Origin of the sequence: Pseudomonas sp. 22515 (assembly GCF_052044625.1) — a bacterium.
GTDB lineage: Bacteria > Pseudomonadota > Gammaproteobacteria > Pseudomonadales > Pseudomonadaceae > Aquipseudomonas > Aquipseudomonas alloputida.
This window is the reverse complement of record NZ_JBQENN010000038.1, coordinates 24,431-36,638: the sequence shown is the minus strand read 5'-3', so window position 1 is coordinate 36,638 and position 12,208 is coordinate 24,431. Positions and strand designations below refer to the sequence as shown.

Below are 12,208 nucleotides of genomic sequence, written 5' to 3'. Positions count from 1 at the left end.
CCCGCGAAGGGGCCGGGCAAGGCAATAAACCTCCTGAATACCTCCCCAAACCCCCGCCCCAGCCCCTGTCCATCAGCCATGTTGCTTTTTGTCGCAGTCTTTTCCATGCCAATTGCGTCCATCATCTTCAAATGCGCAGCGTTAACGGCTAGTCTCGCAAACATCCATACCGCCGTTGTCTTCCAACCAGAACGAGCCGGCCATGACAGATCTGTCCCGTACGCATGGATTCGCGAGTCAGGCCCTTGGCCTGCGGGACGGGCGTTTCTTCCGGCCGCCGCTGCCGGATGGCCATGTGCAGCGCCTGCGTTTGTGCCAGCGGCTGGAAGCCGGTTTGGGCGGGCGGCTGCTGCTGGTCAATGCCCCGGCGGGTTTCGGCAAAAGCTCCCTGGCCATCGAGTTTTGCGAAACACTGCCCGAGCACTGGCGTAGCCTGTGGCTTGGCCTGAGCCAGCGGGACGCCGACCCTGGCCGCTTCCTTGAGCGCTTGCTTGAAGGCCTGCAGCAATACTGCCCGGCACTGGGCGGCCAGGCCATGGGCCTGCTGAAAATGCGCCAGCGCCATCAGCCGTTTGCCTTTGAAGAGTGGCTCGACGGCCTGCTCGACGAGCTGGCGCTGTACCTACAAGCTGATACGCCGCTGCTGCTGGTACTGGACGACTATCACCTGGCCCAAGGGCCGGTGCTTGACCGTTGCCTGCAGTTCTTCCTCAATCATCTGCCACCCGGCCTGGTGTTGCTGGTGACCAGCCGCCAGCGGCCAGACTGGCACCTGGCGCGGCTGCGCCTGTCCCGACAGTTGGTCGAGCTTAACGAACAGGACCTGCGCCTCACCGCGGATGAGTCGCTGGCAGTGATCGGTCGCCAGCCTACCGGCCTGCGCGGCCAGGCACTGGACAACCTGATCCAGCGCAGCGACGGCTGGGTCGCCGGGCTGCGTTTCTGGCAACTGGCGGCCAGCGACAGCGCCGACGAGCAAGCCTTGCCCCAGGCGCTGCATGGTGGCGAGGGTCTGATCCGCGACTACCTGCTTGAAGAAGTCATCGATAGGCTACCTGCAGACGTGCAGGCTTTCTTGTACGAAACCGCCTGCCAGGAGCGTTTCTGCGCTCCGCTTTGCGATGCGATGCGTGGCCGCCACGACAGTGCCGCCGTCCTGACCTTCCTGCAGGCGCATCAGGTGTTCCTTGTGCCGCTGGACGAGCATGGGCACTGGTTCCGCTATCACCATTTGTTCTCCGACCTGCTGCGTAGCCGACAGGCGAGCGAATCGCAGGTCGCTCTGCATTTGCGGGCCTGCCGCTGGTTTGAAGCTCAGGACCTGCTGGACGAGGCGGTGGAGCAGGCTTTGCGTGCCGGCCACCTCGATGTTGCCGCCGACCTGGTGCAAAGTTTGTCCGAAGAGCAACTGCTGGCCGAGCAGAACGTCGGCATGTTGCTGCGTTGGAAGATGGACCTGCCCGACAGTCTGTTGATCAGCACGCCGCGGCTGATCGTGCTGTACAGCTGGGCGTTGGGGCTGGCTTGCCAGCTGGATGCTGCCGAAGAACTGGCCGGCTACCTCAGTCGCTTTCTGCCCGCGCCTTCGGCGACCGCGCAAAAGTCGATGCTGGCCCAATGGCTGGCACTCAGTGGGGTCATTGCCCGTGGCCGTGGCGACCGCGAGCGCACCCTGGCCTATTGCGGCGAAGCGTTACAGAGCCTGCCGAGCAAGCGCTACGGCCAACGCCTGGTGTGTTTGTCGACGCTGTCCAACCTGGCCATTGCCGATGGCGACTTCTGGCGGGCCCGAGGCTGGAACCGCGAGGCCCTGGAGCTGGCCCAGCGGGTCGGTAACCCCTTGTTCGAGGCGCTGGCGCATTACGATCGGGCGCGGGTGCTGCATGCCCGTGGCGAGGTGCTGCGCGCGCTGGACGAAGTGCGCCAGGGGCTACAACGTCTGCAAGGGCTTTCCGCACAGCGGCTGTATGCCGTGCGTGCGCGGCTGACGCTTTATGAAGGTTACCTGCTGGTCTCGCGTCTGCAGCCAGCTCAGGGCCGCGCGCGTTTGCGCGCCGGGCTGGGTGAGGCGCGAGCGTGCCGGGACATCAGTGTGCTCATCGGTCATTGCGTGATTGCCACGCTCGATGGCCGGGAAGGTCACTTTGCCGAGGCCTTTGCCGAACTGGCCGAGGCCGAGCGCTTGATGCACATCTGGGATGTGCCCCCGGTCTACTACCTGGCCATGATTACCCTGGTCAAATGCGAACTGTGGCTGGCCCAGGGACGTACCGACCTGGCGGAGTCCTGGCTGCAGCGCCTGGGCCAGACCTATGGCGGCGAGCAGCCGGCGGCGGCACCGGAATTCCATCCGCTGCTGCCGTTGCACATTGCGTTGCAGCAGGCAGCGCTCGATCGCATCCAATTGCGTAGCGACGATGCCGTGCAACGCCTGGCATGCCTGGTAAAGCGCGGCCAGGCCAGTGGCGGCATGATGCTTACCGTCAGCGCCCTGAGCCAATGGCTTGTCCTGCTGCTGGACGAAGGCAAGGAAGGGCAGGCCGCGCAGTTGCTGCCAAGCTTGCTGGAAGCGGCGCATGGCGGTGTAATGCAGCCGATGCAGCCACTGCTGGAAAAACACCCGCAATGGCTTCAGGAACAACTGCAGGCAGGCGCCGCTTGCCCGGTTCAGGCGGAACTGCTCAAGCACCTGCCGCCAGTGCCAATCGCCAGTACGGGCAACGGCGAAGCGCTGAGTGGCCGCGAAATGGCTGTGCTCGAACTGATTGCCCAAGGCTGTTCCAATCAGCAGATCAGCGAGCGGCTGTTCATTTCCCTGCACACGGTGAAGACCCACGCCAGCCACATCAACAGCAAGTTGGGCGTGGAGCGGCGCACCCAGGCGGTGGCCAAGGCCAAATCCCTGGGGTTGCTGGCGTGATACTGGCCCTGCAGGTCATTGCTCGTTAAAGTGATGGCCTGACGCCATATTTTTTGGCCGACAATGCTCTACCCTCATCTTTCCCGACCAGCTGCCGATACAGCGATCGGTGGCATCGCCTCGCGCGATTTTTCAATCATTCCAAGGCAGGTCGTGTTGATGCTGCAGTACGGGCAAAAGAGCTTTCTGATCGTCGACGACTTTACCGACTTTCGTACGTCGACCCGTTCCATGCTGCGCGAGTTGGGCGTGCGCGACGTGGACACCGCTGACAGCGGCGAGCAGGCGCTGCGCATGTGCGCGCAGAAGCGCTATGACTTCATCCTGCAGGACTTCCATCTGGGCGATGGCAAGAAGAACGGGCAGCAGGTGCTTGAAGACCTGATCATCGACAAGCACATCAGCCATGAGTGCGTGTTCATCATGGTCACTGCCGAGAGCAGTCAGGCGATTGTCCTTAGCGCCATCGAGCACGAGCCCGATGCCTACCTGACCAAACCGTTCAACCGGGTTGGCCTTGCCCAGCGCGTCGAGAAACTGTTCCAGCGCAAGACGTTGCTAAAACCGATCCTGCAGGCGCTGGACCGCAACCGTCCGGCCGAAGTACTGGCGGCCTGCGCCGAGCTGTGCAAGAAGGATCCGCGTCTGGCACCCTTGTGCTTGCGCTACCGGGCCGATGCCCTGCGCAACCTCAACCGTTTCGAGGAACTGGAAAAATTCCTCAAGGCCATCCTGGCCAGCCGTCCGCAGCCGTGGGTATATGCCGCGTTGGGCGCACTGATGCACAAGCGTGGTCAGAATGCCCAGGCCCAGGGTGTATACGAGCAGGCGCTCAAGGCGTTCCCGATCATGCCAGGCCTTTACGATGGCATGGCCGAGGTGCTGGTGGCGCAGGGTGATACCCGGCGCGCGCAGAACTTGCTTGAAGAAGCCGTGCGCCTGTCGCCTTTGTCGGTGCGTCGGCAGTCGACGCTGGGCAAGCTGGCGCTGGAGAACGAAGACTTCGAAAGCGCATCGAAGGCGTTCCGCCATGCGGTGAACCAGGGGCAGAGTTCGCGCTACAAGGATGCCGAAAACAACCTTGGCCTGGTGCAGGCGTTGATGAGCAAGAATGCAGGCTTCGGCCTGGACGCCCGTACCCGGGTCGAGATCAACACCACGCTCAGCGAAGTGGCCAAGGAAAACCCCGAAGACCAAGGCCTGCAGGTGCGTGCGCGGATGATGAAGGCCGCCAGCCTGCAGCAGGCCGGCGACCCGGAAACGGCCGGCAAGCTGACAGAACAGGCGATTCAGCGCCTGGACAAGATGAACCAGTTCTTCTCTGTCGATTCGGCCCTGACGGTCGCTGCGCAACTGCAGGCGATGGGGCAGGAAGCCGCCGCCATCGGCGTGCTGAAGAACTGTGTGGAAAGTTATGGCGATGACCCCAAGGTCATGGAGAAAGTGGGCAAGCTGACGGATGACCCCAGCGTGCTCAACGCCATTACCGAAGCGGTCACCCTCAATCGGCAGGGTGTGCGCAGTTACCAGGGAGGGCAGCTTGGCGAGGCGTTGCAACTGTTCCGAAAGGCATTGGGTTTACAGCCGAAGAACATCAGTATCGCCCTCAACACCGCCCAGGCGCTGCTGCGCATCGGCGGTGACAACCCTCAGCCTGCGATCATGCAGGAGTGCCGCGACGCCTTGACCAGCGTGGCCGGTATCCCTGCCAGCGACAATCGCTATGACCGTTACCGCAAACTGCACATCCGAGTGTTCGGCGCATGAATCAAGACAATCAGGGGCTGGATTTTTCCACGGTGATCGCCTCCACCGTGCACGACCTCAAAAGTTCGTTGTCGGCGCTGATCCAGTCCCACAGCCAGTGGGTGGAGCGCTTGCCCGAGGAACTGCGCGGCGGTGCCGAACAGGGGATCATGGAGCATGAATTTCGTCACCTCAACGGCATGCTGGTGCAGTTGCTGGGCTTGTACAAACTGGGTGTGAACCAGTTGCCGGTATGCCCGGACTACCATGAGCTGGATGATTTCATCGAAGCCCAGCTGGCGGCGCACGAGGAAGTACTCAAGCACAACGACATTCTCGCCACCTGGCGCATCGACACCGACAACCCGCTGGGTTTCTTCGACCGCGAACTGGTGGCCTCGGTGATCGCCAACGTCATCACCAACGCCACCCGCTTTGCCGGGCACGCCTTGCTGATCACCATCGAAGAGGCCGACAACCAGTTGGCCATTTGCGTCAACGATGACGGCCCGGGTTATCCAAAGCACATGCTCGAGCGCCAGGAGGATTACATCCAGGGCATCGACTCGACCAGCGGCAGTACCGGCCTTGGGTTGTATTTTGCGGCGCGGATCGCCGCGTTGCATGAAAGCGGCGGGGTGCGCGGGCGGATCGAGATCTCCAACGGCGGGGCGCTTGGGGGCGGGTTGTTCAGGTTGTTTTTGCCTTGAGGTATTGGGTGCCTGGGCGATCGAGCGCCGCCCGCGCGGCGCATCGCGAGCAAGCTCGCTCCTACATTTGTTTCGGGCCAGTATTGCCTGCACCCTCGCGCGCGACCGCCTTGTTTGTTCCACGCAATATCGAGGTGGGCACCAAGGTGGCGCGCACCTCCGCCTCAGGAATAACTGGCCCGAAACAAATGTAGGAGCGAGCTTGCTCGCGATGCGCCGCGCGGGCGGCGCTCGAGCTCACAGGCGCCACTTCGCTCAAGACATGAACCTCGTGCACCCACCCCATTTTCCTGTCAGGCTCCCAGCAGAACCCAGCTTCACCTGCGAGAACACCATGACCCAAGCCCCGCCTGCTCTCATCCGCGAAACCTTCCCCGTCGGCCCCTTGCAGTGCAACTGCACGCTGATCGGCGACCCCCTGACCAAGAAAGCCATGGTCGTCGACCCGGGTGGTGATGTGGACAAGATCCTTGCCCGCCTGCAGGTCCACGGCCTGACGCTGGTGAGCATCATCCACACCCATGCGCACTTCGACCACTTCCTCGCGTCAGGCAAGCTCAAGGAGCTGACGGGTGCCACGCTGCACCTGCACAAGGACGACCAGATGCTGTGGGACAACCTTGAGATGCAGTGCCAGATGTTCGGCGTACCTTACACCCCGGTACCGGCACCGGACCGCTGGCTGGGCGATGACGAAGAACTGGTCTGCGGCTGCGGTGTGGCGTTGCATACGCCAGGCCATACCCCGGGCTCGATGAGCTTTTGGTTCGCCGACGCCAAGTTGTTGATTGCCGGTGACACCCTGTTCCGCCGGGGGATTGGCCGCACCGATTTGTGGGGTGGCGACCAGCGGGCAATCGTGCGTTCCATCAAAGAGCGGCTGTACCGGCTGGACGAAGAGGCCATCGTGGTGACCGGCCACGGGCCCGACACCCGTTTGGGCGACGAGATGCGGGAAAATCCATTCGTGCGTGCCTGATGGCACATGAAGGCACTTTCATGGAATTTTTCGTTGCCGATGCGTTCCAAGGCTGGCATAGAACCCTTTGGGATCTGCCGCATTTATGAATTTCAGTAGGAGCTTGTCCATGTTCACCATGCGTCGTCTGATTATCGTCGCAACCGCCGCTGCACTGATGACCGGCTGTGCCGGCCAGAACCCCTACGACAACCAGGGTCAGGCGCAGGGCTCCACAGGGATGAGCAAGACCGCCAAGTACGGCGGCCTGGGGGCGCTGGCCGGTGCCATCGCCGGCGCTGCCATCGACCACAACAACCGTGGCAAGGGTGCACTGATCGGTGCTGCCGCTGTGGGTGCCGCTGCAGCCGGTTATGGTTATTACGCCGACAAGCAGGAAGCTGAACTGCGCGCGCAAATGGCCAACACAGGTGTGGAAGTGCAGCGTCAGGGTGACCAGATCAAGCTGATCATGCCGGGCAACATCACCTTCGCCACCGACTCGGCCAACATCGCCCCAAGCTTCTACTCGCCGCTGAACAACCTGGCAGGCTCGTTCAAGCAGTTCAACCAGAACACCATCGAAGTGGTTGGCTTCACCGACAGCACGGGCAGCCGCCAGCACAACATGGACCTGTCCCAGCGCCGTGCGCAGGCGGTCAGTACCTACCTGACTTCGCAGGGTGTGGATGCCTCGCGTATCTCTGTCCGTGGCATGGGCCCGGATCAGCCGATCGCCAGCAATGCTGACGCCAATGGTCGTGCGCAGAACCGCCGTGTGGAAGTGAACCTGAAGCCGATTCCGGGTCAGCAGTACGAGCAGCAAGGTCAGGTTCAGCAGTATCCCTGATTGACCTTCAGGGCCGCTTTACAGCTCTGTGGGAGCGGGCAATCCCGCTCCCACAAAGCTTGCAAAGAAGCCTCTGCTTTTAGCGCGCCACGCTGGCCTGAATCGCCGTCAGGGCAATGGTATGTACGATATCGTCAACCTGCGCCCCACGCGGCAAGTCGTTCACCGGCTTGCGCAAACCCTGCAGCATCGGCCCCAGGCTGACCCCGTCGGCACTGCGCTGCACCGCCTTGTGCGTGGTATTGCCGGTATTCAGGTCGGGGAACACGAACACCGTGGCGCGCCCGGCCACCGGGCTCGCCGGCGCCAGCTCTCGGGCGATCGCCGGGTTGGCCGCTGCGTCATACTGCAACGGCCCATCGATCAGTAGCTCCTGGGCCGCGTCCTGTGCCAGGCGTGTCGCTTCGCGCACTTTCTCAACTTCTTCATCGCTGGCCGAATCGCTTGAATAACTGATCATCGCCACCCGTGGCGCGATGCCGAAGGCCTGCGCCGATTCGGCACTCTGTTGGGCAATCTCCGCCAGCTCGGCGGCGCTTGGGTGCGGGTTCATCACGCAGTCGCCGTACACCAGCACCTGCTCGGGGAACAGCATGAAGAACACCGACGAGACCAGGCTCGAGCCGGGTGCGGTCTTGATCAGCTGCAGGGCCGGGCGGATGGTGTTGGCCGTGGAGTGAACCAGGCCCGAGACCAGGCCGTCCACTTCGTCCAGGGCCAGCATCATGGTGCCGATCACCACCGGGTCTTCCAGTTGCTGCTCAGCCATCGGTGCGTTGAGGTTCTTGCTTTTGCGCAGCTCGACCATGGGTTCCACGTAGCGCCCGCGAATCAGTTCGGGGTCGAGAATCTCCAGCCCTGGCGGCAACGTGATGCCCTGGGCGCGGGCCACGGCGTCAACATCTTCGGGTTTGGCCAGCAGCACACAGCGGGCGATGCCGCGGGCCTGGCAGATGGCTGCGGCCTGCACCAACAGTGGCTCGGCGCCTTCTGGCAGGACGATGCGCTTGTTGGCCTGCTGCGCACGTTGGATCAGCTGGTAGCGGAACACTGCCGGTGACAGGCGCAGTTCGCGCGGCGTGCCGCAGCGCTGGTGCAGCCAGGCCGCGTCGAGGTGGCTGGCGACGAAGTCGGTGATGAACTCGGCACGCTCGCGGTCGTCCACCGGGATTTCGCGGTTCAGCGAGTTAAGCTGGTTGGCGGTGTCGTACGAGCCGGTGCTGACCGAAAGGATCGGCAGGCCGGCCTGCAGTGCACCGCGGCACAGGCCAAGGATACGCACGTCAGGCTTGCTGTCGCTGGTCAGCAGCAAGCCGGCCAGGGGCACGCCATTGATCGCTGCCAGGCTGACAGCGAGGATGATGTCGTCGCGGTCGCCGGGGGTTACCACCAGGGTACCCGAGGTCAGTAGCGGGACCGTGTTGGCCACCGTGCGTGCACAGATGATGATCTTGCTCATGCGCCGCTGCTCGTAATCGCCAGCATTGAGCACCTGGGCGCCGAGCAGCTCGGCCACATCGCGTGTCCGCGGTGCGTTCAGCTCGGGCTGGTAGGGGATGCAGCCAAGCAGGCGGAAGTCATTACCGCGCAGCAATGGCGAGTGCTCGCGCAGGCGGGTGGCGAAGTCCGCCATGCTCTCGTCGGTACGCACCTTGTTGAGGATCACCCCCAGCACTTTCGGGTCGCGTGGGCCGCCAAACAGTTGGGCCTGCAGTTCGACCCGGCCAGACAGCTCGCTGAGCACTTCGTTTTCCGGGGCCGATACCAGGATTACCTCGGCATCCAGGCTCTTGGCCAGGTGCAGGTTGACCCGCGCTGCGTAGCTGGCGTGGCGCGTGGGCACCATTCCCTCGACCACAACCACGTCATTGCCGACGCAGGCTTGCTGGTAGAGGCGGATGATTTCTTCAAGCAGCTCGTCCAGTTGGCCATCGCCGAGCATGCGCTCGACGTGGGCCAGGCTCAGTGGGACCGGTGGCTTGATGCCGTGAGTGCGGGCGACCAGTTCGGTTGAGCGCTCGGGGCCGGTGTCACCCGGGTGGGGCTGGGCGATAGGCTTGAAAAAGCCGACCTTCAGGCCGGCACGCTCCAAGGTGCGCACCAGGCCCAGGCTGATCGAAGTCAGGCCGACACCAAAGTCGGTCGGCGCAATGAAAAATGTCTGCATGCGTGCTTCTCGAAATAAGCGGTGCAAGAAATTAACGGTCAAGGGTAGCGCTATCGGCCCCTTGTGCGCACCAGCCGCAAGCGAAAGGTTGGCCGATGTGTTGCGCACGTTGTGCCGGGTCGAGCACCCAAGGGCGTGCCTGCCACGGCGGCTGGTGGCGCAGGTGCTGGGTATGGCCGCACGAAAGTTCCACCACCCAGTGGCCTTCTTCGTCCTGATGAAAGCCGTTGATCCGACTGATGGGCCGTTGCTCGTCTGCACCACGTTCGCAATCGGACGATGGCAAGGTTACACTTGTCCGCTCTACATTCTTTTGCAAAAGGTCTTGCCCCATGCTGATCGCCGCCAACAAGGCTGTCTCCATCGACTATACCCTGACCAACGACGCCGGGGAGACCATCGACAGCTCCGCCGGTGGCGCGCCGCTGGTTTACCTGCACGGTGCCGGCAACATCATCCCGGGCCTGGAAAAAGCCCTGGAAGGCAAGCAGGCTGGTGACGAGCTGAACGTTTCCATTGAACCTGAAGAGGCCTACGGCGAGTACCTGGCCGAACTGGTCAGCACCCTGAACCGTAGCCTGTTCGAAGGTGTCGACGAGCTGGAAGTGGGCATGCAGTTCCACGCTTCGGCGCCGGACGGCCAGATGCAGATCGTCACCATCCGCGACATCGACGGCGACGACGTCACCGTTGATGGCAACCACCCACTGGCCGGTCAGCGCCTGACCTTCCAGGTCAAGGTTGTGAACGTGCGTGACGCCAGCGACGAAGAAATCGCTCACCGTCACATCCACGGTGAAGGTGGCCATCACCACTGATTTTCTGCGCTAAGCTCAGAAAGTCGCCAGGCGCTCGGGCAAGCCGATTTGCCTTCCTACGGGAGGTGAACGGTTTGGACGAGCGCCTTTTTAGTGGGCGAAATTCGCCTGCACGGCAACCGGGAACCTGAGAGGGGATTTCATCATGAGTGCATTTCACGACCTGAAACTGGAAGCGCTGAACGGCGGAGAGCTGCCCCTCGCACCCTTCAAGGGCCAAGTGGTGCTGGTGGTCAACGTCGCCTCCAAATGTGGCCTGACGCCGCAATACAAGGCCCTGGAAAACCTCTACCAGATCTACAAGGACAAGGGCTTCAATGTGCTTGGCCTGCCGTGCAACCAGTTTGCCGGGCAGGAACCGGGTAGCGAAAAGGAAATCCAGGACTTCTGCAGCCTCAACTACGGGGTCAGCTTCCCGCTGGGGCGCAAGCTGGATGTCAACGGGCCGCAGCGCCATTCGTTGTACCGCCTGCTGGCAGGCGAGGGGGCCGAGTTCCCCGGTGACATTACCTGGAATTTCGAGAAGTTTCTGGTGGGCAAGGATGGCCGGGTGCTGGCGCGTTTCTCACCCCGCACGGCGCCGGATGACCCGGCAGTGGTGCAGGCCATTGAAAAAGCACTGGTCTGAATAGTGCCGGGCGCGATCATTGTGGCACCTGCGAAGCCGAGCACCGCCTGCGCGGCGCTCGCTTTCACAGGCGCTGCACATACTGCGTCGAACGCCCAGCCGCAGCACTGACATTGCGACAAGCGCTATCCAGATACCCCTCGAACTGCTCGACAATCGCCGGCCAGCCTTGGCGGCTGGCATGCTGTCGCGCATTCAGGCGCACCCTGCGCAACGTCTCCACTTCTTCCAGTAACCAGCAAGCAGCGTCGACAAACGCCGCCTGGTCCCCCGGCATGGCCAGCGCGCCACTGTGGCCATGACGAATATGCTGCGCTGCGGCCGCCTCGTCATAAGCAACCACCGCCAACCCTGAGGCCATGGCTTCGAGCACCACATTGCCGAAGGTTTCGGTCAGGCTCGGGAACAGGAACAGGTCGCCGCTGGCATAGTGCTCGGCCAGTCGTTCACCGCGCTGGGCGCCGCAAAACACGGCGTCCGGTATCTGTTGTTCAAGGCTGGCCCGCTGAGGCCCGTCGCCGACCATGATCAGGCGCAGGCGCTTCTGTGGATACGTCTTGCGTAATGCCTCGAAGCAAGGCCGTAGCAAGCCCAGGTTCTTTTCCGCCGCCAGCCGCCCCACATGCAGTACGGCGATGTCCTCCGGGCCTAGCCCCCAGCTTTCGCGCAGGGCCTGGCTGCGCCGGGCCGGATTGAACAGGCAGGCATCGACCCCTCGGGCCAGCAACTCCAGGCGTTCGAAACCGCGACGCTCCAGCTCCAGGCGCTGGCTGGCACTCGGCACCAAGGTGATTGCCGTGCGCCGATGGAACCAGCGCAAGTAGTGAGTGAGCAGGCGCGCCAGCAGGCCAAGGCCGTACTGGCCGGAATACTGCGGGAAGTTGGTGTGGAAGCCACTGACCACCGCCACCCCCAGGCGTCGGGCCGCGCGTAGGGCGCTGAGCCCCAGCGGCCCCTCGGTGGCGATGTACAGTACATCCGGGCGCTGCCTGCGCCAGCGGCGCAACAGCTTGTGCATCGACACCTCGCCCCACTGCAAACCCGGGTAGCCCGGCAGCGCCCAGCCACGGCACAGCATCAGCTGCGGGTCGTTGTGCGCGTGCCCTTCGCCGGCCTGGCGCGGGCGTACCACCTCGACCTCATGGCCGCGTTGGCGCAACCCTTCACTGAGGCGGCCAAGGGTGTTGGCCACGCCATTGATCTCGGGTGGGAAGGTTTCGCTGACCAGGGTAATGCGTAGGGCGGGTGTATTCATGACAAAAAGTTTCCACCTGCCGGGTTGCGCTAATGTGACCGCCTTGTGACGTAAAGATGACGCCTGACCACTGGCACGTTTGCCTTCATGAATATTTCCTCGCACAGCACTCAAGAAGGTGTCCCCGGCAGCCGATGAAGATGCATTCGACTACGT

The 12,208-nt window shown here is 62.9% G+C and carries 10 protein-coding genes; 7 read left to right on the top strand and 3 right to left on the bottom strand.

Annotated features, from left to right (window positions below):
• Nucleotides 1-202 precede the first annotated feature (202 nt).
• The 5 genes from ACTJJN_RS25055 to ACTJJN_RS25035 all read left to right on the top strand — a co-directional run bounded on the left by ACTJJN_RS25055 (nucleotide 203) and on the right by ACTJJN_RS25035 (nucleotide 7,184).
• Nucleotides 203-2,920, top strand: coding sequence for a LuxR C-terminal-related transcriptional regulator (locus ACTJJN_RS25055; RefSeq protein ID WP_440781706.1), 2,718 nt, complete (start codon nucleotides 203-205; stop codon nucleotides 2,918-2,920).
• Between the two features lie 159 nt (nucleotides 2,921-3,079).
• Nucleotides 3,080-4,687, top strand: coding sequence for a tetratricopeptide repeat-containing response regulator (locus tag ACTJJN_RS25050; RefSeq protein ID WP_003247330.1), 1,608 nt, complete (start codon nucleotides 3,080-3,082; stop codon nucleotides 4,685-4,687).
• Nucleotides 4,684-5,376, top strand: a complete 693-nt coding sequence (locus ACTJJN_RS25045) for a sensor histidine kinase (RefSeq protein ID WP_010952009.1) — start codon at nucleotides 4,684-4,686, stop codon at nucleotides 5,374-5,376. The genes ACTJJN_RS25050 and ACTJJN_RS25045 overlap by 4 nt, the downstream gene beginning before the upstream one ends.
• A 334-nt stretch (nucleotides 5,377-5,710) precedes the next feature.
• Nucleotides 5,711-6,355: an MBL fold metallo-hydrolase gene (locus ACTJJN_RS25040; RefSeq protein ID WP_440781705.1), complete on the top strand. Its 645-nt coding sequence runs from the start codon at nucleotides 5,711-5,713 to the stop codon at nucleotides 6,353-6,355.
• A gap of 109 nt (nucleotides 6,356-6,464) precedes the next feature.
• Nucleotides 6,465-7,184, top strand: a complete 720-nt coding sequence (locus ACTJJN_RS25035; protein WP_003247328.1) for an OmpA family protein — start codon at nucleotides 6,465-6,467, stop codon at nucleotides 7,182-7,184.
• A 79-nt stretch (nucleotides 7,185-7,263) separates the two neighbouring features.
• Here ACTJJN_RS25035 and pta read toward each other — a convergent pair whose 3' ends face one another.
• The gene (gene pta / locus ACTJJN_RS25030) at nucleotides 7,264-9,351 is read right to left on the bottom strand and encodes a phosphate acetyltransferase (protein WP_003247327.1); all 2,088 of its coding nucleotides are present in this window, start codon (nucleotides 9,349-9,351) and stop codon (nucleotides 7,264-7,266) included.
• Nucleotides 9,352-9,382: 31 nt separating this feature from the next.
• Nucleotides 9,383-9,685: a DUF3565 domain-containing protein gene (locus ACTJJN_RS25025; protein WP_014755346.1), complete on the bottom strand. Its 303-nt coding sequence runs from the start codon at nucleotides 9,683-9,685 to the stop codon at nucleotides 9,383-9,385.
• Here ACTJJN_RS25025 and ACTJJN_RS25020 point away from each other — a divergent pair.
• The gene (locus ACTJJN_RS25020; protein WP_003247325.1) at nucleotides 9,684-10,169 is read left to right on the top strand and encodes an FKBP-type peptidyl-prolyl cis-trans isomerase; all 486 of its coding nucleotides are present in this window, start codon (nucleotides 9,684-9,686) and stop codon (nucleotides 10,167-10,169) included. The genes ACTJJN_RS25025 and ACTJJN_RS25020 overlap by 2 nt on opposite strands.
• Before the next feature lie 145 nt (nucleotides 10,170-10,314).
• Nucleotides 10,315-10,797, top strand: a complete 483-nt coding sequence (locus ACTJJN_RS25015; protein ID WP_012051204.1) for a glutathione peroxidase — start codon at nucleotides 10,315-10,317, stop codon at nucleotides 10,795-10,797.
• 64 nt (nucleotides 10,798-10,861) lie between these two features.
• On the opposite strand, the gene ACTJJN_RS25010 is transcribed toward ACTJJN_RS25015, so the two are convergent.
• Nucleotides 10,862-12,052 (bottom strand): glycosyltransferase family 4 protein, encoded by a 1,191-nt coding sequence (locus tag ACTJJN_RS25010; RefSeq protein WP_440781704.1) that lies wholly within the window; start codon nucleotides 12,050-12,052, stop codon nucleotides 10,862-10,864.
• Between the last annotated feature and the right edge of the window lie 156 nt (nucleotides 12,053-12,208).

Bases quoted from the DNA above. Each gene is read 5' to 3' on its own strand.
- ACTJJN_RS25055 (WP_440781706.1), top strand. From the start codon at position 203: ATGACAGATCTGTCCCGTACGCATGGATTCGCGAGTCAGGCCCTTGGC.
- ACTJJN_RS25050 (WP_003247330.1), top strand. From the start codon at position 3,080: ATGCTGCAGTACGGGCAAAAGAGCTTTCTGATCGTCGACGACTTTACC.
- ACTJJN_RS25045 (WP_010952009.1), top strand. From the start codon at position 4,684: ATGAATCAAGACAATCAGGGGCTGGATTTTTCCACGGTGATCGCCTCC.
- ACTJJN_RS25040 (WP_440781705.1), top strand. From the start codon at position 5,711: ATGACCCAAGCCCCGCCTGCTCTCATCCGCGAAACCTTCCCCGTCGGC.
- ACTJJN_RS25035 (WP_003247328.1), top strand. From the start codon at position 6,465: ATGTTCACCATGCGTCGTCTGATTATCGTCGCAACCGCCGCTGCACTG.
- pta (WP_003247327.1), bottom strand. From the start codon at position 9,351: ATGCAGACATTTTTCATTGCGCCGACCGACTTTGGTGTCGGCCTGACT.
- ACTJJN_RS25020 (WP_003247325.1), top strand. From the start codon at position 9,684: ATGCTGATCGCCGCCAACAAGGCTGTCTCCATCGACTATACCCTGACC.
- ACTJJN_RS25025 (WP_014755346.1), bottom strand. From the start codon at position 9,685: ATGGGGCAAGACCTTTTGCAAAAGAATGTAGAGCGGACAAGTGTAACC.
- ACTJJN_RS25015 (WP_012051204.1), top strand. From the start codon at position 10,315: ATGAGTGCATTTCACGACCTGAAACTGGAAGCGCTGAACGGCGGAGAG.
- ACTJJN_RS25010 (WP_440781704.1), bottom strand. From the start codon at position 12,052: ATGAATACACCCGCCCTACGCATTACCCTGGTCAGCGAAACCTTCCCA.